Annotated in this window: 17 protein-coding genes; 8 read left to right on the top strand and 9 right to left on the bottom strand. The window is 61.7% G+C overall.

The window, feature by feature from the left end; translation table 11 throughout:
• The first annotated feature begins 5 nt into the window (after positions 1-5).
• Genes M0D67_RS06865 through M0D67_RS06855 form a run of 3 tightly spaced genes read left to right on the top strand, consistent with a single transcriptional unit; the run spans position 6 to position 7,923 of the window.
• Positions 6-3,137: an efflux RND transporter permease subunit gene (locus tag M0D67_RS06865; protein ID WP_266238123.1), complete on the top strand. Its 3,132-nt coding sequence runs from the start codon at positions 6-8 to the stop codon at positions 3,135-3,137.
• Complete coding sequence (locus M0D67_RS06860; protein WP_266238121.1) at positions 3,134-6,445, top strand: efflux RND transporter permease subunit; 3,312 nt, start codon at positions 3,134-3,136, stop codon at positions 6,443-6,445. The genes M0D67_RS06865 and M0D67_RS06860 overlap by 4 nt, the downstream gene beginning before the upstream one ends.
• A gap of 2 nt (positions 6,446-6,447) precedes the next feature.
• Positions 6,448-7,923 (top strand): efflux transporter outer membrane subunit, encoded by a 1,476-nt coding sequence (locus M0D67_RS06855; protein ID WP_171925880.1) that lies wholly within the window; start codon positions 6,448-6,450, stop codon positions 7,921-7,923.
• Between the two features lie 23 nt (positions 7,924-7,946).
• On the opposite strand, the gene M0D67_RS06850 is transcribed toward M0D67_RS06855, so the two are convergent.
• Positions 7,947-8,981, bottom strand: a complete 1,035-nt coding sequence (locus M0D67_RS06850) for a trans-acting enoyl reductase family protein (RefSeq protein WP_171925823.1) — start codon at positions 8,979-8,981, stop codon at positions 7,947-7,949.
• Between the two features lie 179 nt (positions 8,982-9,160).
• On the opposite strand from M0D67_RS06850, the gene M0D67_RS06845 reads away from it, so the two are divergent.
• On the top strand, positions 9,161-9,772 hold the full coding sequence (locus M0D67_RS06845) for a TetR/AcrR family transcriptional regulator (protein ID WP_266238117.1): 612 nt from the start codon (positions 9,161-9,163) through the stop codon (positions 9,770-9,772).
• A gap of 88 nt (positions 9,773-9,860) precedes the next feature.
• Here the strand turns inward: M0D67_RS06845 and M0D67_RS06840 are convergent, their stop codons facing one another.
• From M0D67_RS06840 to M0D67_RS06830, 3 genes are all read right to left on the bottom strand, one after another.
• Positions 9,861-10,391 carry a carboxymuconolactone decarboxylase family protein gene (locus tag M0D67_RS06840; RefSeq protein ID WP_266238116.1) on the bottom strand — a complete coding sequence of 177 codons (531 nt, stop codon included), beginning with the start codon at positions 10,389-10,391 and terminating at the stop codon, positions 9,861-9,863.
• A 39-nt stretch (positions 10,392-10,430) separates the two neighbouring features.
• Positions 10,431-11,336: an NmrA/HSCARG family protein gene (locus tag M0D67_RS06835; RefSeq protein WP_266238115.1), complete on the bottom strand. Its 906-nt coding sequence runs from the start codon at positions 11,334-11,336 to the stop codon at positions 10,431-10,433.
• A gap of 72 nt (positions 11,337-11,408) precedes the next feature.
• Positions 11,409-11,987, bottom strand: coding sequence for a YceI family protein (locus M0D67_RS06830; RefSeq protein WP_266238114.1), 579 nt, complete (start codon positions 11,985-11,987; stop codon positions 11,409-11,411).
• Positions 11,988-12,179: 192 nt separating this feature from the next.
• On the opposite strand from M0D67_RS06830, the gene M0D67_RS06825 reads away from it, so the two are divergent.
• The gene (locus tag M0D67_RS06825; protein WP_266238113.1) at positions 12,180-13,082 is read left to right on the top strand and encodes a LysR family transcriptional regulator; all 903 of its coding nucleotides are present in this window, start codon (positions 12,180-12,182) and stop codon (positions 13,080-13,082) included.
• Between the two features lie 23 nt (positions 13,083-13,105).
• Here M0D67_RS06825 and M0D67_RS06820 read toward each other — a convergent pair whose 3' ends face one another.
• Both M0D67_RS06820 and M0D67_RS06815 read right to left on the bottom strand, forming a co-directional pair.
• Positions 13,106-13,537 (bottom strand): hypothetical protein, encoded by a 432-nt coding sequence (locus M0D67_RS06820; RefSeq protein WP_266238110.1) that lies wholly within the window; start codon positions 13,535-13,537, stop codon positions 13,106-13,108.
• Positions 13,538-13,669: 132 nt separating this feature from the next.
• Entirely contained in the window at positions 13,670-14,038 is a 369-nt protein-coding gene (locus M0D67_RS06815; RefSeq protein WP_154557851.1) for an antibiotic biosynthesis monooxygenase, read from the bottom strand.
• A gap of 95 nt (positions 14,039-14,133) precedes the next feature.
• Between M0D67_RS06815 and M0D67_RS06810 the strand changes: the two genes are divergently transcribed.
• The gene (locus M0D67_RS06810) at positions 14,134-14,610 is read left to right on the top strand and encodes a MarR family winged helix-turn-helix transcriptional regulator (RefSeq protein ID WP_266238108.1); all 477 of its coding nucleotides are present in this window, start codon (positions 14,134-14,136) and stop codon (positions 14,608-14,610) included.
• Positions 14,611-14,700: 90 nt separating this feature from the next.
• On the opposite strand, the gene soxR is transcribed toward M0D67_RS06810, so the two are convergent.
• Positions 14,701-15,189, bottom strand: a complete 489-nt coding sequence (gene soxR / locus M0D67_RS06805) for a redox-sensitive transcriptional activator SoxR (RefSeq protein ID WP_154557853.1) — start codon at positions 15,187-15,189, stop codon at positions 14,701-14,703.
• Positions 15,190-15,272: 83 nt separating this feature from the next.
• Between soxR and M0D67_RS06800 the strand changes: the two genes are divergently transcribed.
• Both M0D67_RS06800 and M0D67_RS06795 read left to right on the top strand, forming a co-directional pair.
• Complete coding sequence (locus M0D67_RS06800; RefSeq protein WP_266238105.1) at positions 15,273-16,286, top strand: questin oxidase family protein; 1,014 nt, start codon at positions 15,273-15,275, stop codon at positions 16,284-16,286.
• A 149-nt stretch (positions 16,287-16,435) separates the two neighbouring features.
• A complete protein-coding gene (locus M0D67_RS06795; protein ID WP_154557855.1) occupies positions 16,436-16,894 on the top strand; it encodes a hypothetical protein in 459 nt (152 codons plus the stop codon).
• A 136-nt stretch (positions 16,895-17,030) separates the two neighbouring features.
• Here the strand turns inward: M0D67_RS06795 and M0D67_RS06790 are convergent, their stop codons facing one another.
• Together M0D67_RS06790 and M0D67_RS06785 are read right to left on the bottom strand one after the other, a co-directional pair.
• Positions 17,031-17,414 carry a hypothetical protein gene (locus M0D67_RS06790; RefSeq protein WP_154557856.1) on the bottom strand — a complete coding sequence of 128 codons (384 nt, stop codon included), beginning with the start codon at positions 17,412-17,414 and terminating at the stop codon, positions 17,031-17,033.
• A 129-nt stretch (positions 17,415-17,543) separates the two neighbouring features.
• Positions 17,544-19,001, bottom strand: coding sequence for an NCS1 family nucleobase:cation symporter-1 (locus tag M0D67_RS06785; protein ID WP_266238101.1), 1,458 nt, complete (start codon positions 18,999-19,001; stop codon positions 17,544-17,546).
• Positions 19,002-19,020 lie beyond the last annotated feature (19 nt).

Genomic DNA, 19,020 nt, shown 5'->3' with positions numbered 1-19,020 from the left:
CGCCGATGAACATTTCCCGTCTGTTTATTCTTCGACCGGTAGCCACGCTGCTGCTGATGATCGCCCTCGTGCTGGTGGGCCTCGTCGCCATGCGCGTGCTGCCGGTTTCGTCGCTGCCCAACGTCGACTATCCGACCATCCAGGTGCAGACGTTCTATCCGGGCGCGAGCCCGGACGTGATGGCCACCACGGTTACGGCGCCGCTCGAAGTGCAGTTGGGCGAGATCCCCGGCTTGCAACAGATGACGTCGTATAGCTCGGACGGCGCGTCGGTCATCACACTGCAGTTCGATCTGTCGCTGAACCTCGACATCGCCGAACAGAACGTCCAGCAGGCCATCAACGCCTCCAACAGCTATCTGCCCTCCGGTCTGCCGGCGCCGCCGACGTATGCCAAGGTCAATCCGGCCGACCAGCCGATCCTGACGCTCGCGGTCACGTCGAAATCGATGTCGCTGACCCAGCTTGAAGACATCGCCAACAACCGTCTCGGCACCAAGATTTCCGAAGTGTCGGGCGTGGGCGTGGTCACGACGAGCGGCGGCAATGTGCCGGCCATCCGCGTCGAAGCGGACCCGCACAAGCTGGCCGCCTACGGCCTGAACATCGATGATCTGCGCACGCTGCTCAGCTATGTCAACGTCAGTCAGCCGAAGGGCAATTTCGACGGCCCGGACCTCGATTACACGATCAACGGCAACGATCAGATCACCGATCCGAAGGACTATCTGGACACCGTGATCGCCTACCAGAACGGCGCCCCGGTGTTCATGCGCGACGTCGCGCGGGTCAGTCAGGCCGCTCAGGACGTCGAGCGCGGCGCCTGGTACAACGGCTCGCCGGCGATCGTGCTCAACGTGCAACGGCAACCGGGCGCGAACGTGATCGCGACCGTCAACCAGATCATGAAGCAACTGCCGCAGCTCGAGTCCACGCTGCCGGCCGGCATGAAAGTGACGGTGGTGTCGGACACCACGGGCGTGATCCGCTCGTCGGTCTCTGACGCGGCGTTCGAACTGATTCTCGCCATCGTGCTGGTGGTTGCGGTGATCTTCGTATTCCTACGTAACGTGCCCGCCACGCTCATTCCGAGCATATCGGTACCGGTGTCGCTGATCGGCACGCTGGCTGTGATGTACCAGTTGAACTACTCGATCGACAACCTCTCGCTGATGGCGCTCATCATCGCCACCGGCTTCGTGGTCGACGACTCGATCGTGATGATCGAGAACATCGTGCGTTATCTGGAGGAAGGCAAGACACCGCTCGAAGCCGCACTGGAAGGCGCGGGTCAGATCGGCTTCACGATTCTGTCGCTGACCATCTCGCTGATCGCCGTGCTGATTCCGCTGCTCTTCATGGGCGGCGTGATCGGGCGTCTGTTCAGCGAATTTGCGGTGACGCTTGCCGTCACCATTGTGATCTCCGCAATCGTGTCGCTGACCGTGGTGCCGATGCTCTGTGCGCGCATGTTGCGCGCACAGGCCGACCGTCATCCGAGCCGCTTTGAGCGGATCAGCGAGGGCCTGTTCGACAAAACGCTCGGCGCCTATGAGCGCGGGCTGCGCTGGGTGCTGGATCACCAGGTGCTGACGCTCGTGGTGGCCGTCGGTACCGTCGTGCTGACCGGCATCCTGTACGTGGTGATTCCGAAGGGCCTCTTTCCGGTGCAGGACGTCGGCGTGATCGAGGGTATTAGCGTGGCCGACAACTCGGTGTCGTACGCCGCGATGGTGAAACGCCAGGGCGCGCTCGCCGATGCGATCCTGAAAGACCCGGATGTCGTCTCGCTGACCTCCTACGTGGGTATCGACGGCACGAACTCGACGCTGAACAATGGCCGCTTCCTGATCAATCTTCGCGAGCGAGACAAGCGTTCCGACACGGCGCAAGAAGTGGCCCGGCGCCTGCAACAGGAAGTCGCCAACGTGCCGGGCGTCAGGCTCTACATGCAGCCCGAGCAGGATCTGACGCTCGACACGACAGTCTCGCCGAACCAGTACAGCTTCGTGCTGCGCGGACCGAGCCAGCAGGCGTTCCAGAAGTACGTGCCGGAACTGATAGCGAAGCTGAAGCAGATTCCGTCGCTTGCCGACGTGCAAAGCGACATGAATACCGACGGCCTCAGCGTGAACGTCGAAGTCAACCGGCAGTTGGCGGCGCGCTTCGGCATTACGCCCGCGACGATCGACAACGCGCTGTACGACGCGCTCGGCCAGCGGATCGTCTCGACCATCTTCGAACAGTCGAACCAGTACCGCGTGATTCTCGTCGCCAAACCGGAATCGTTGCCGAACGTGCAGTCGATCGGCAACCTGTATCTGCCGAGTCAGACCAGCAGCACGGGGCAGGTGCCGCTGTCGGGCATCGCGAAGATCCAGATCACGAAGTCACCGCTCGTGATCAGCCATCTGGCGCAGTTCCCATCGGTCACCATCTCGTTCAACCTCGCGAAGGATGCGTCGCTGAGCACGGCGGTCACGGCCATCCATCAAGCCGAACAATCGGTGAACCTGCCGCCGTCGATCACCTCGTCGCTGCAGGGCGCGGCCCAGGCATTCGAGGATTCGCTGTCGAGCGAAGTCTATCTGCTGATCGCGGCGCTGGTCGCGGTGTATATCGTGCTCGGCGTGCTTTATGAGAGCTTCATCCATCCGGTCACGATTCTGTCCACGCTGCCCTCGGCGGGTATCGGCGCGCTGCTCGCGCTGATGATCGCCGGCAGCGACCTGGATGTGATCGGCATTATCGGTATCGTGCTGCTCATTGGTATCGTCAAGAAGAACGCCATCATGATGGTGGACTTCGCGCTGGACGCCGAACGCAATCACGGCAAGCCGCCGCGCGAGGCGATCTTCGAGGCTTCGCTGCTGCGTTTCCGCCCGATCCTGATGACCACCCTCGCCGCCATGCTCGGCGCGCTGCCGATGCTGCTCGGCAGCGGCACGGGTTCGGAATTGCGCCGGCCGCTGGGTCTCGCGATCATCGGCGGTCTGACGCTGAGCCAGATCCTGACGCTCTTCACCACGCCTGTGATCTATCTGTTCTTCGACAGAATGGCCGAGCGTACGAGACGCTGGCGCAACCGCAATAAACCGGAGAGTTCGCCTCCTGGCGGTGCGGAGGAAACGCCTTGAACATCTCGGCGTTATTCATCCGGCGGCCTGTCGCGACCACGCTTCTGGCCGTCGCGATCCTGATCTCCGGGGCGCTCGCCTACTTCCGGCTGCCGGTTGCGCCGTTGCCGAACATCGCCTTTCCGGTCATCGTGGTGCAGGCGAACATGGCGGGCGCGAGCCCGGACATCATGGGGACCACGGTGGCCGAGCCGCTCGAGCGGCGGCTCGCCACGATTGCCGACGTTGAAGAACTGACTTCGATCAGCTCCGTCGGCTCGTCGGTGATCGTGGTCGAGTTCGGCCTGAAGCGCGACATCAACGGCGCCGCGCGCGACGTCGAAGCGGCCATCCAGGCGGCGCGCGCCGATTTGCCGACCACGCTGCGCAGCAACCCGAGCTATCGCCAGTACAACCCGGCGGATGCGCCGATCATGGTGCTCTCGCTGACGTCGGACACGCTCACCAAGGCACAGCTCTACGACTCGGCGGACTCGGTGATCCAGCAGCAACTCTCGCAAGTCCAAGGGGTGGGCCAGATCACGCTTGGCGGCGGCGCGTTGCCTTCGGTACGTGTGGAATTGCAACCGGGCAAACTGAACAGCTACGGCATCGGTTTGGAAGACGTGCGCGCGGCGATCAGCGCCGCCAACGCCGACAGCGCGAAGGGCCATCTCGACGAGGGCGACCAGCGCTACGTGGTCACGTCCAACGACCAGATCACGCATGCTGCGCCGTATCGCGACCTGGTGGTCGCCTACCGCAACGGCGCGCCGGTCCAGTTGCGAGACGTGGCCCAGGTTAGGGATTCGAACGAAAATATCCGCAATGCCGGGCTCTTCAATGGCAAGTCCGCCATCCTCGTGATCGTGTATCCAATGCCGGGCAGCAATATTGTGAGCACCGTCGCGCAGATTCGCAAAGTCCTGCCGTCAATCGAGGCGACGCTGCCAAGCAGCGTGCACGTGGGCATCGCCATCGACCGCTCGGAGTCGGTCAGATCGTCGGTGGGCGACACCGAGCGCACGCTGTTCATCGCCGTGCTGCTCGTAGTGGGCGTCGTGTTCATTTTCCTGCAATCGCCGCGCGCCACGCTGGTGCCGGCCGTCGCGCTGCCGCTGTCGATCGTGGGCACCTTCGGGCCGATGTACCTGCTCGGCTACAGCATCGACAACCTTTCGCTGATGGCGCTGACAATCGGTACCGGCTTCGTGGTGGACGATGCGGTGGTGGTACTGGAAAACATCGTGCGTCACATGGAGTTGGGGCTCAGCCCGAAAGAGGCCGCCTTGAAAGGCAGCGGCGAAGTGGGCTTCACGGTGATCTCGATGAGCCTGTCGCTGATCGCGGTGTTCCTCCCGATCATGCTGATGCCGGGCGTCGTCGGCCTGCTGTTCCATGAGTTCGCGGTCACGCTCTCCGTCGCCATCCTGATCTCGCTGGTGATTTCGCTGACGGTCACGCCGGCCATGTGCGCCTACGTGCTGAGCCGCGACAACGCGGGGCATTCGAAAGCGCGTTGGGCGATATGGGTCGAAAACCAGTTCGATCGATTCAAGAATGCCTACGCGCGCTCGCTCACGGCCGTACTGGACCATGCGCTACTGGTCATCCTGCTGTTGATCGGTCTGCTGGTGGCCAACGTGTTCCTGTTCAAGCTGGTGCCGGCCACCTTCTTTCCCGAGCAGGACACGGGCATCCTGATCGGGCAGATCATCGCCGACCAGAGCATCTCCTTTCCGGCGATGCAAAAGAAGCTCACGCAATTGCAGGAGATCGTGCAGAAGGATCCCGCAGTGGCCTCGGTAGCGGGCTTTACAGGCGGCCGCGCGCTCAACACCGCCAACGTGTTCATCGAACTCAAGCCGCTGGCGGAACGCCACGCCTCAGCCACCGAGGTCGTGAACCGCCTGCGGCCCAAGCTCAATGCGGTCTCGGGCGCCCGGCTCTTTATCCAGGCACAGCAGGATCTGCGAATCGGCGGACGGCAATCCGCCGCCGAGTATCAGTACACGCTCACCAGCGACGATTCCGCCGCGCTGTTCAAATGGACACCGCTACTCGTTGCCGCGCTCGCCAAGGAGCACGCGCAGTTGCTCGACGTGAACTCGGACTTGCAGCAAAACGGTCTGCAGACCTACGTCACCGTCAATCGCTCGACGGCGGCGCGCTACGGCTTTGCGCCGAACCAGGTCGACAACGTGCTGTATGACGCGTTTGGCCAACGGACGGTATCGACCATCTACAACCCGCTCAACCAGTATTTCGTGGTGATGGAGGTAGCGCCTGATTACTGGCAGTACCCGCAAGCGCTCAACCAGATTTACCTGAGCAGGGCGTCGGGCAACCCCACCGGCACGGCGGGCACGCAGATGCCGGGTGCCACGGTGTCGGGCGTGACTGTGGCGACCGAAGCCAGTGCGACCACGAACGCACTCAACTCGAACGCGCAAGCCAACGCGACCACCAACAGCATTGCCAATAGCAAGGGCGGCAGTTCGACCGGCAGCGCGGACAGCACGGCAGCCGAAACCATGGTGCCGCTGGCGGCGCTGGCTTCGTTCTCGAACAGCCATACGTCGACACAGGTGAACCACCAGAGCGGCCTCGTGGCCGCGACGATTTCGTTCAACCTGCCGGCGGGCGGTTCGTTGAGCAAGGCGGGCGTGGCGATCAACAACACGATCCGCGAGATCGGCATGCCCGCCAGCATCCACGGCTCGTTCGCCGGCGCGGCGGCGGCCTACTCGCAGTCCATGGGGACGGTGCCGCTGCTAATCCTGGCGGCGCTCGGCGTGGTGTATATCGTGCTCGGCGTGTTGTATGAAAGCTCGATCCACCCGCTGACCATCCTGTCGACGCTGCCGTCCGCGGGAATCGGCGCGACACTGGCCTTGCTGATTTTCGGCACACCGTTCTCGGTGATCGCGTTGATCGGCATCATCCTGCTGATCGGTATCGTCAAGAAGAACGGCATCATGATGGTCGACGTCGCGATCCATTTGCAGCGCGCCGAAGGCATGCCGGCGAGGGACGCGATTCACTCGGCCGCCGTGGTCCGTCTGCGGCCGATCATGATGACCACATTCGCGGCCGTGCTCGGCGCGGTGCCGCTCGCCATCGGCATTGGCCAGGGCGCGTCGCTGCGGCAACCGCTCGGTATCACGGTGATGGGCGGCCTGATCCTGAGTCAGGTCTTTACCTTGTACACGACGCCGGTGATCTACCTCTACCTCGACCGCTTGCGTTTCAAGCTGGTCAGATGGTCCGCCAACCTGCCATGGAATCGCGACGCGCAGCAACCCGGACAACCGGATACGAGGGCATGACGATGAAGATTTCCCGTAACCGCTTTGGCCGCCTTGGTCGCTTTGGCCCCCTTCGGCCGCTGGCCGTGGCGGCGCTGGCCTTGCTGGCCAGCGGCTGCATGGTCGGCCCGGACTACCACCGGCCGCAGGTCAACGTGGCCGCCACCTACTCGGAGTTGCCCGGCTGGACGCAAGCCGAGCCCGCGGCGGACAAACCGAAGGGCGACTGGTGGACGGCATTCAACGATCCGCTGATGGACCAGCTCGAACCGCTGGTGTCGGTGTCGAACCAGACCGTGCGCGCGGACTACGCGAACTATCAGCAAGCGCTGGCAGAAGTGCGGGCGGCGCGTGCCGGCCTGTTCCCGACCATCGATGCAACCGGTTCGGGCACCAAGGCGCGTAGCTCGGTCGGCAATGCCGCCAGAGTGGTCAACTCGGCCTCGCTGGAAGGCAACGTCAGCTGGGCGCCGGATCTGTGGGGCCAGGTGCGGCGCACGATCGAAGAAAACGCCGCGACGGCGCAATCGAGCGAAGCGACGCTCGCCAATGCGACGCTCTCCGAGCAGGTGGCGCTGGCCACGGCAATCATACAACTGCGCACCAGCGACGCGAATATCGACCTTCTGCAAAGGACGGTCGTGGCCTACCAGCACTTTCTGGACGTCGTGTCGGACCAGGATCAGGCGGGCACCATCCCGCCGTCCAACGTGATTAGTGCGCGCGCCCAGCTCGAGACGGCGCAGTCCAATCTGATCGCTCTCGGCGTGGCGCGCGCCCAAGACGCGCACGCGATCGCCGTGCTGGTGGGCAAGAATCCGGAAGAGCTTTCGATTACGCACAGCACCACGATGCCGACGCTGCCGAGTGTGCCCGTCGGCGTGCCGTCGACGCTGCTCGAACGCCGGCCCGATATCGCCGCCGCCGAGCGCAAGATGGCTGCGCAAAACGCGGCAATCGGCGTGGCGGTGTCGGCGTACTACCCGGCGATTTCCCTTTCCGGGCTGGCCGGGCTCACGCAGTCGCCGTTGTCCGGTCTGTTGAATGTGGGCAACTACGTCTGGTCGCTGGGCGGCAGCGCCACCGAAACGCTTTTCGACGGTGGCTTGCGCAGCGCCGACGTCGACGCGGCGAAGGCAGCCTACGACGCGGCCGTCGCCAACTACCGGGGCACAGTGTTGACGGCGTTCCAGAACGTTGAAGACGACTTGTCCGGATTGCGAATCCTGGCCGAGCAATCGGTCGTTCTGGATACGGCTGTACAAGATGCAACCCGCGGCGCCGAGATCGCTTTCAACGAGTACGAGGCCGGCACGGTGGACTACACGACCGTGGCGACAGCGCAGGCCACACAGTTGGCCACTCAGCAGACCGCGCTGAATGTTCAGGAGACGCGCTTGCTGGACTCGGCGTCGCTATTCGGCGATCTGGGCGGCGGCTGGTCGGCGGACCAGCTACATGATCCGCGGCATCCGGACAGGCAGGCAGCGTCGCAATGAGCGCCTGAAAGCTGGACCACCATTCACGGTATCTCCAATGCCAGATGCTCCTGATGACGCAGTGACTCCAGAAAATCACGCGCGTCGAACGCTTCGCCTGCGGTGAAAACGCCTGCCCCGTGGACCAGGCCACTGACGACACGCCTGACCGCTTCAACCACCAGGGGCGCGCTGATTGCGTAGATATCCTGACCGCTTGCCGATGCGCGACGTTCATTGCCTCCCGACCGCACCACAACGTCGACCAGGAAGGTTTGCGCGGAGCGTCCGTTTTCGTCGACCGCGACGGGCGGCGACGCATCCGGCTCCAGCAGGTCTTTAACCGCCACGGCCGTCATGTACGAGCGTATCTCGGGTGTCTTCAGATGGCGCGCGATCGTCACCGTGTCCGCCATCGTAAATTCTCCAATGACCGGTTGCGTGCCGAGCGGTGCAGGGAACTGCCATTCGCCAACCGGCGCTGCGTCCGTGCGGAACGCCATCTGCCCTTTCGTAAAGACAAGGCGCCGCCCCTCTCTACGCTGCCGCGACACCTGGCCTGCCGCCCTTGTGCCGAGCGTCGGCTTCCAGCTACTGAGCCCATAGGCGATGCAGATTTCGTCCGCTGCCGTCCAATCGCCCATCGCCGCCGTGGCAAGGAGATCGCCCAAGCCGCCGAAAAATGCCATCCCCGGCACGATCACGATGCCCGCCTCGCGCGCCCGTTCAGCGTAATGCTTGAACGTATCCAGATTGGCCTCTAACTCCGCCGCGACGTCCAGATACGGAATTCGTGCACGCAACGCGGCTTCGATCACCGGCGCGGACGTACTGGCGAAGGGACCGGCGCAATTGATCACAGCGGCCGCACCTGCAAGCGCCCGGTCGAGAGAATCCGGGTCATCTACCGACGCGGGCCGAATGTCCAGCCCGGGGTAAGCGGCGCCGAGGGCGTTCAGCTTGCTGGCATCGCGCCCGGAAAGGATAGGTCTCCAGCCACGCCTGACCAGTTCAGACACCACGAAGCGGCCGGTGTGGCCATAGGCGCCGAAGACGACCACGGTTTGATTCGACGTCATTGCAGACCTCCAGTTGTTATGGTGTTTCTTCGAATGGGGAGACAGCAGTTTGGCAAGACAACAACGCTACAGATCTGTATCTTTTTTGAAGAGTAGAGTACAGATCTGTAGCGTGTCAAGAGATATGTTGGTACAGTAATCGGTAAGCAGAAAGTTTCCGTCTCTCAAGAGGACTTGTCATGAGCAGAGGCACACCTACCACCGCAAAAGAGGCCGGGACCACCAGTTCCGCCAGCGTCCGGGAACGCATACTCGATACGGCGGCTGAGTTGTTCTATCGGGAAGGCGTCAGAGCCGTCGGCGTCGATCTCGTCGTCGAACGCTCAGGGGTTGCGAAGACCAGTCTCTATCGTCACTTCACGACCAAGGACGATCTTGTCGCTGCGGTGCTCGAGCGGGACGACGCGAATTATTGGGCCGACTGGGACAAGACCGCGACGCGCCACCGGAACGCCCCGAAAGATGAGCTCACGGCTCACCTCAAGTGGATCGCTCGCGACATCGCCGCACCGAAATACCGAGGCTGCCCTTTTCTCAACGTGGCAACGGAATTTCCCGCGCCGGATCATCCCGCGCGAGTGGTGGCCCTCAGGCATAAGGTCGAGTTGCGCCGCCGTCTCGGTACGCTAGCGAAGCAAATCGGCGTTGCCCGGCCCGACAATCTGGCTAACCAGATCGCACTTCTTATCGACGGTGCCTACGTCTACGGACAGTTGGCAAACAAAGAGGCAGCGCAGCCGCTCGTGCCGGCGGCGCTTGCTCTGATCTCGGTCGCGGACAGTCCTGGCTGAGCCGACGGTCGGGCACGAGCGGAGCATGGGGGCCGACATTCATGGGGCACCCTGCAGGTATTTTGCTTGCCGTCGATGACGTGCCTGATCAGATATCCGAATCAGTTTGCGCGTAGTTGAGGAAGTATCCCGTGAACATCGTCAGCCCCAGGAACGCGAATGCCTCGGTCAGGTGCTCATCGCTCCAGCCCGCTTGTTGAGCGGCCTTCCATGTGGCGTCGGTGACGTTTCCCGAATTGGCAGTCGCTTCCTTGACCACGCGAGTCAGCGCGTCGACCTTGACGTCGCCCGTCGTCGTGCCTGTCCGCAGAGCGGCGATCTGTGCTTCGGTCCAACCGTTCATGCCGGCGAATCGACTGGCGATGCCAATCATGTAGTCGTTTCCGACCGTCGCCGCAGTGGCGAGATTGAGCGCCCAGCTCACTTTCGGATCCAGGGTGCCGTGCTCGGCGGTCACGGCACGCAGCGATGCGTACGCCGCCAGCACCGCCGGAGAATGCGCCATCTGGGCATGCAGGTTCAGGGGACGTCCCGTCGGCGCAGACTGGGCAATCTTTTGCAGAAGCGGGCGCGACGCATCGGGCGCGCTCTCGACTGTGTGGGTAGGAATTCGGCTCATGGCTATTAGCTCGTTCGTGGTTTGATCAGTGCACTTCGTTCAGGTGGCTGCCGGGATCGCGAAGTTCGCCTTGGCCCATGCGGCAAACTTGGTCGGCTGCTGCCCGGCGACTTTGTTGGCGAGCGCGATCGCGTCGCGCGAATCCGAGCCAAGATAGGTGTGCGCTTCAAAGTAGGCGAGCATCGCCGCGATACCGTCGGCGTGCGGAAACCAGCCGGCAAAAACCTCGCGCGGGACCTGCTTGAACGAGAGCGCGTTTCCTTGTTGATTCAGGCTGGCGATGATCTCGTTGAAGCTCAGGAAGTCACCGACCAGCGCCAAATGTTCGCCGCGCCCCACGAGTTCCGGCTGCGCGAACGCGCCGGCCACGAGGCGACCGAGTTCAGTGATGTCACCCATATGGATGACACGCCGCTCCGGATCAAGCGGCAGCGCCCAACCCACGGCGCCGTCCGCTTGTTTCTGCGGAGCCATCAGGCCGATCAGGTTCTGGTAATAAAACGGCGCGATCACGAACGTGTGGTACGGAAATCCGGCGTCACTCACGATGGGTTCGATTTTCGCCTTGGCCGTGAAGTGCGGGACATTGATCGTGCCACCGCTGATCGTCTCCACATTGGGAAGCGTCGACCAGATGAAGTGCTGCACGCCGGCGTCTTTCGCCGCGTTGACTGCCGCGAGCGCCTGCTTGGGCTCGTCATCTTGTGCTTCCCAGGAATTGGTCACCAGGAAAACGCCGTGTACGCCGGCAAATGCGGCTTTAAGCGTTTCCGGACGATTGAAATCCGCCAGAACGACTTCGTCGCCCAGCTTCGGATGCTTGCCCGGATTGCGCGTCAACGCGCGCACTTTGAACTGACCGCTCGCCTGCAGCGCGCGCACAACGGCGCCGCCTTGCTGGCCGGTTGCGCCCACGACGGCGATGAGCTTCTGGGTGTTCGACATGGTTGTTTTCCATGGGGGTATTTTGTTAGGACGGTTCTACATCACGCGGCGAGCTCGGTAGTCCGAACAGGATTACTGCTTCAGTGCCTCAGCCGAGATGAGCAGCCTGGTCTTCATACTGAAGCCGTACGCCTTGCCAAAGTCGACGCCGAAGTCGCTGCGATCGAATTCGCCCACTGCGTCGACACCGCACACTTCGCGCTTGAGCATCGGATGCGGCATGCACTTGAACGAGTCGATTTTCAGCGTCAGCGGTTTGGTCACGCCGTGCATCGTCAGATTGCCGACGACAGAGGCCGGCTTGTCGCCCTTGAACTTGATCGTGCCCTTGTAGGTCGCGTCCGGGAACTTCGACGCGTCGAAGAACTGATCCGACTGCAGGTTCTGGTCGAGCTTCGTGCTACCCGTGTGGATCGACGCAATGCCGGTCGTCACTTCAACCGTGCCGGTCTCTGCAGCGCGGTCGAGCGTCACCGTGCCCTGCGACTTGTCGAACTTGCCACGCCAGACCGACAGGCCGCCGATGTGGTCGGCCTCGAAACTCGGGTACGTGTGGTCCGGATCAAGCTGGTACGTCGACACGTCCGCGAAGGCCGAAAACGACAGTGTGGCGGCGAGTGCACCGGCCGCAATCATCAGATGCTTCTTCAAATCGATGTCCTTGAATCATTAAGTTGCCGCGCCCGTGCGCGGTATCGGGGATATGCAATGCCACCGTAGAGTGGAGCGGGAGAATGGCTTTTTACGGCCGCCTCCTGTGTGACACACAAAGTATGGGGATTAAAGGCGCTTCACACTAGATGGTAAAATCGGATTTGATTAATCCATTTATGGAGAGATGTCATGCTCGATCTGAATGATCTGGCGATGTTCGTTCAGGTCGTCCGCGCCGGCAGCTTCTCCGAGGCAGCGCGGCGTCTGCAGATGCCGGCAAATACGCTTAGCCGGCGCATCGATCAGCTCGAAGGGCAACTCGGCACACGTCTGCTGCATCGCTCGACTCGCAAACTCGCGCCGAGCACGGAAGGTCAGGCGCTGTTCGAGCGCTATGCACCGGCGCTTGACCAGATCCTCGAGATCGGGCGACTCCATGCAGACGAACAGACACCGTCCGGCTCGGTTCGCGTCACCGCGATGGCCGGCCTGTTCGAATTCTTCCGCATGGAATGGTTGGTCGAGTTCTACGCGCGCTATCCAAACATCAGCGTCGACTTTCTGCTCGACGATACGCCTACCGATCTGATCGCCGAGCGCGTCGATCTGGCCTTGCGCATGGGCATTGAGAGCCGTAGTGGCCTTAAGGTACGTCGGCTGGCGCCGAGTGCAATGATCCTTGCGGCGAGTCCGGCCTATCTGGAACGGCGCGCTGCACCTCGCACGCTGCGTGAACTGGCCGAACACGACTGTCTGACGATTTCCAATCGTCAGAGTCGCAGCACATGGCGTCTGCAGGGGCCACGCGGTAGCCAGGAAGTGTCGATCAACAGCCGGTTCGCGGTCAACGATATGCGCGTGCTGGCGCAGGCTTGTATAGCGGGACTGGGCATTGCGCTGCTGCCGCAGTTAATAGTTGAGCCAATCATCGCGCAGGGGAAACTGGTACGCGTGCTGCCAGCCTATCGGCGCGCCGGCACCGGCCTCGGTCTGCAGCTCGTCTACACGAGCCGCCCACCGGTGCCGCCTGCGGTAGCGGTCTTCGCTGAATTTCTTTTGGAGAAACTGGACAAGGTGATGACAAACCCGTAAGGGCGATAGAAGTGCGCGCGCAATCAATGGTACGTCGTCGTAGACGACTGCAGCTTCGTCAGCACGCCGCGTTTGAACCGGAACCAACCTTGCGAGCTTTGCATCACGACTTCATCGCTTTGCCAGAACACGCGCTTGACCGTCATGCGCTCACCCAAGCGCTGCACAAGTGGCGGATGGTGACGAAAATCGTACAGCACCGGGCCGGAATCAGTTTGCACGAGCATGCGCGTGACGGTGTCATTTGCGCTGTCGACATCGTCGAAGTGTGCGAGCGTGTTCGCACCGAAGCGATCGAACATTTCCTTGTCGAGCGTCCCCACGAAATCGCGGTCGACGCGCTCGAACTGCAGCTTTCCCGCGGGCGTGACGAGCGGTCCGGATTCGTTGCTTTGCGCATGAACGCAAGTCGCGAAAGAGGTGGCTGCGAGTGCAGCGAGGAATAGTCGTTTCATGCTTCCTTTTGGGTTCGGCGGCGTCTCCGACAACGGAGCACAATCCGCAATTTTTCTTGGGAGCATTGTCGTCAATTTTGGTCGACATGTCGAACGCTCGCATCTGGTCGAACCCAGTCCGACGGGGCGCCCCTAACCCACGCAAATACCTGGTACTGCGACCTTCTGGAACAGGTGCGGAGAAGCGATCGCCGATGAGGGATACGCGGTGAGCTTCGCTTTGAATTCCGGATGAGTGAACGCCGCCCGGAAGTGGGCGGTGGACTCCCACACTGCATAGTTCAGGTACGTCGGACTTTCACCGACTGCGCGGTGAAGTTGTGTCGAAATGAAGCCGGGCTGCTGCTTCATAAACGCCGCATCGTCCTGCCAGACCTGAAGAAAAATCTGCTCGTCAGCCTTGTCTAGGGTGAAGACGTTGACAAGAACGACAGGGGCGGCGTCAGTGGCAAGTTGACGTTCGATCGGGAAAGAAGGGTCAAGTGGACGCAATTGCGGCATAGTAGCTCTCCAAGTTTGGTTGCATAATGTCAATTTGACATGATTGATTTATAGTGCGTTGACACTATGATGTCAACTTACTTCAATGGTGACAGATGCGTAAGACGAAGAGAACGCCAGCCGGCGAGACCCTGACGAGCTTCATACTCGATTTTTTCAGGCTGAATAGCCGACTTCTGACCGCGGGCGATCGCCTGGTTGCGGAGCTCGGGCTCACGAGCGCCCGCTGGCAGATCCTTGGCGCAATCACCGCGGCGCAGCAGCCTCAGCCAGTCGCGTGGATCGCTCGGGACCTGGGTGCCAATCGCCAGAACGTGCAGCGAATAGTCAATGACCTGGAAGAGGAAGGGTTAGTTAGATTCGAGGTCAACCCCCACCATCGCCGCGCGCAACTTGTCGTTTTGACGGACAAGGGGAGGCAAGCATTTGACGCTGCCATGGGCCTTCAGGTCGCTTGGGTCAACCGCCTCTCTGACGGGTTATCTGTCGAGGACATTGATGCAGCAAGCCGCGTCATGATGAGACTGCGAAAAAATCTGGAGGACAGTATGGACCCAGAAAATCTGGAGTGATTGCGCGAAGGTCTTGGCGGCTGACGCATCGAGCCGTGACGACGGAGGCCGGCGTGAGCGCTTCACTAGCGAGTTATCACTGCCGCCGCATCACGTCTTCTGCTTATCCGCGACATCGTCCGCCAACACAGCGCGCGAGGTGTCGCCCAACAGATATCGCGGACCGCTTCCCCGCCGTCGGGCAACATCGTCGGGATTGTAGAGAGAACAGGACTTCAGCGAAAGGCACCCGCAACCTACGCAGGATGCAAGCTGATCGCGCAATGCAATAAGACCGTCGATGCGTTCCTGAAGCAGAGGCTGCCAGGCGCGAGAGAGACGCTGCCAATCCTGCCTGGTCGGCGTGCGTTGCCCGGGCAACGTCTCAAGGGCAGAACGAATCTCCGAAAGGTTCAATCCGACAGCCTGTGCGGCGCGGATGAACCCTACGCGACGGAGGACCTCCCTTCGATACTGCCGATGACCACCTTCTGTTCGGGTACTGCTGATCAGCCCCTGTTCCTCATAGAAGCGGATCGCACTCGCGGCTACGCCCGAGCGTCTGGCAAGTTCACCAATTGTAATCGTCGTCTCGTTCATGACGTTTCCACGTTTTCTCTCTTGACTTCAAGTTTACTTGAACTTTCACAATGGATTCGTTCCTTTGATCGAGAGACGGCAATATGCGCAATGACCCCGTTAAGCTCAAATTGAACGAGCTTCTGGATGCAAACGCTCGCTTCGACCTGATGGCCAGAGGTACAACCAACCATTGTCCGATGGCGCTTGTCGCGTTGGCCGGGATGGGGGCGTCGCCTGCTCGACTGCAGGAGTTCTTCGATATGTGGGAGCGCGAATATGCATTAAGCGCGGCGCCTGTCGACACAATCGTCAGCCGTCACGAATGGTCGCGGCAACTCGGCAATGCCGCCGCATTCGGCGCCTTGCGCCTGTGTTTTCTAGACTGGATCGTCGAAGCCGGCTCCGTCCCGGTCATCGCGGCAGTGCTGGAAGAGGTGCCGTTCGCACCGGCAACGCAGGCCTTTCACGCGCTTATCCGCTTGGCATACGGCATCGAGGCTACGCATCCCGGCGAAATCGCCTCCGGCCTGGCCGCGTTAATCTCGTCGCATCTGCCGATTGACGCCTGTTTCGACGGGTCCCGCACCGCAGAAAACGTCGATGCCAGGTTTGACAGCGTCGTACGTGCAATAGACGACAGTGTTGTACAGGGCGACTCGATCACGTCACGCTTGCGCGCCGTTGCATGCGATGTGCGGTTCAGGCAGGCTGTGCTTGCGCCTCCGGTTACTGTGTCCTTACTCGACGACCTGGCGCGGGCGACGATTAGCGCCTACTGGCGCTCGCCAGACTTCACGGTGCTTCACACGGTTACTGCGACACACGCGGCGCGAATCCTCCTGGCACAATTGCCCGACGCGTTGGCGGAACAATTGCTGCCCGGCTTGTGGATTGCACTGTGCGCGGCGTATGCAACGGTTCGCAGGCCCGCGAACGTTGAAACAGATTCGCCTGACGCTGTCACTGGCTGGGACGACGTGTGCCGGATGGCCGTGGCGTCAAACGACGATCATGTGATCAAGCTGGCGTACACGTGTCTTTGCGAGAACCGTCGCAATCCATCACCTCTTTACCTGGCGTCAGCGGCGCGCATAGTCACAGGGTCGTCTGGCTGAACGCAGTCAGTTGTCGAACTATTCCGTGCGACGAAAACGTCACCGGGAGTGCAAGTGCGTGTAAATTCGAATCCAGTGGTTTTCGACCCGCCACTGGTCTTCGAATCGGTCGTCATCGGCGTTGGTCTTATGGACTTACAGGAGCCGGTATGAGCACGAAGCACAACAAAAAAGATCATCTTGAAGCCGCCGCGTCACATCACGAGCAGGCAGCGCGATTTCACCGCGGGGCGTCGCGGCATTTCGAGGCGGGTAAAGACTATGCCCACGCCGCACATCAGGCGATGATGGCCCATGGCCATACCTTGCACGCGATCGATCAGGCACACGACGCCGGCGCACACAGCGCGAACACGCCGCCGGTCGCACCGGCATCGACCGGCTCTGGCGCAGATAACACGAACGCCGCAAAACAGCACGCAATGGCGGCCGAGCTTCACGATCAGGCGGCCCAGCATATGCGCCACGCCGTCAAGCTCTTCGATCAGGACCGTAGTGCGGTCGCCCACGATGCGCAGCTAGCGCTCACCCTTGCACTGCGCGCTTTGTCGCACGGCAACGAAGCAGCGAAACTATTTATCAAGCTCGCTCCCGTCGATGCGCCGTGAGTGATGTCGACCTTCGCTGCGCCGGCACCGGCGCTGATCAACACCCTGTTGTCGCGTCGCGCGGAACTACGGTCATGGGCCAGCCGTCAGGAGCCGCGCACGGTGTGCGCGGCTGAATCCAGCGTTGCGCTCGGGACTAGGCCTTTCGGTCCAGCAAGTCTGCCGCAATAGACTTCGCATGCGCGACAGCCTGGTTCGGGTCTGGGAATACACCGAGCTGTTCCCAGTGTTCTTCGACTGCGTAAGTCCCTTTCATACCGAGTGCCCTTTGCACGCGCAATTGCGCCGCGTACTTGCCGTCCTCCAACGGTCGAGCCGTTGCAATCACCTTGTGCGGGAGACCGGATCTCTCCGGTTGAACCAACTCAACGTGACCGCCCGGCTCACCGATATCCTTTAACGCGTTCCTCGTTTTGCAGTCTGGGCAGTAGAAGCACCACCCCGCGTCCTCGTGAATGGATCTAACCTGCCCGCGGGCCAGCACGGCGCGACATTCAACGTTTTCGCAGATGAACGGCATAGCAGTCTCCGGAGTTGTTTGCGAGAAATCCTAGCATGACCGGCGACGGCCAACCATAAGCATTGTTGCCGTGCCTGTTCCGCGCGCCAGAGGCCGGGAGCCGCCCCCACCGGCGCGCCAGGAAAACCTTCAGGCACGGGTCGGCGCGATCGCTGCACGCGGCCGCAGCGTGGCCATGATCAGGTACATGCCGCCGCCGATCACCACGCCGAAGAACCATCCATAGGTATTCCACCAGACCGGCAGCAGATTGGTGAAGTTTGGCAGGAAGGTCGAAAACACGCTGCCGACCGCCGCGGAGACCAGTGCGTTGACGTTCCAGCCACCTTCGTAGCGATACTCGCCATGCTCCTGATAGAGCGCTGCAACATTGATATTGCCTTTGGCCACCAGGTAGTAGTCCACCAGAATGATCCCCAGCAGCGGGCCCATCGTGGCGCCGATGGCATTGACGAAATGCGCGGCGTTGCCTTCCCACGGCGCGAAAGGATAGAGCACCAGCGCGATGGCCGCGGCGATGTAGCCCCCCCTTTTGAAGCTGATCCGTTTGGGGAACGTGTTGGAGATGTCGAACGCCGCCGAGACGAAATTGGCCACCACGTTAATCCCCAGCGTGGCGACCGCGAAGGTCAGTGCCGCGATAAGCGCCAGCACCCAACTGTCGAACTTGGCCGAAATCTGTTCGGGGTGAAGCAGCACCTCGCCGTACACCTTGAAGGCGGCGATGGTGGTCACGCCGGCGACCAGCGAGAACGCGATCAGGTTGACCGGCAGGCCCCACAAATTTCCTTTTTTCACTGCGTCGCGATTTTTCGCGTAGCGCGAGAAGTCGCAAAAGTTCAGGTAGAGCGCTGCGAAGTAGGTGATCCAGGTCGCGCCCACGGCCATCAGCGCCCAGAACGAGCCGGGCTCGCCGCTGACGCCGGCGTCGCCGGTCTTCTGGAGCAGTACGTCCATCGGAATGCCATGGGTGAACGAGAAGCCGCCGGCCTTCACACACAGGCCGATCGCCAGAATCAGCATCGCGACCCACACCGCCGGACCGGCCCAGTCCTGGAACTTGCGCACCGTTTCCATGCCCTTCTGGATGATGAGCAACTGCAGCGCCCAGATGATCACGTAGCAGATCACCTCCAGCCCTGAGTGGCCCAGTACCTGCGTGCCCTTGTGGAACGCCATCAGGCTGTCGCTGCGAATCAGCAGCGCGACCATCGCGCCCGATGCGGCCGCCGTCTGAGCGCCGTACCAGAAGCAGGCCACCACCGCGCGCACCATTGCTGCCAGGTTAGCGCCCCACACGCCAAAGGAGGCGCGCGCCAGCACCGGATAAGGCACGCCGGTCTTCTCGCCGGCGTAGCCGATCAGGTTCATGAGCGCGAAAATCACCAGCGAGCCGAGCCCGATCGCCAGCACGAAGTTGATAAAGCTGCCGCACAGCAGGAACAGGCTGGCGGCGAGGTAGTAACCCCAGAGGCTGTGCACGTCCGAGGTCCAGACGTTGAAGATGCTGAACGCACCCCAGTTGCGCTGCCTGGCGGGTGCGAGATCTTCGTTGTAGAGGCCGGGGGAAGGATCGCGGATTTCCATCTGTCATCTCCTTTGATCT

This window comes from Paraburkholderia sp. SECH4 (assembly GCF_030511745.1).
In the GTDB taxonomy this organism is placed as follows: domain Bacteria; phylum Pseudomonadota; class Gammaproteobacteria; order Burkholderiales; family Burkholderiaceae; genus Paraburkholderia; species Paraburkholderia madseniana.
Note: the sequence above shows the minus strand (reverse complement) of the source record. Positions and strands in the feature narration are given on the sequence as shown.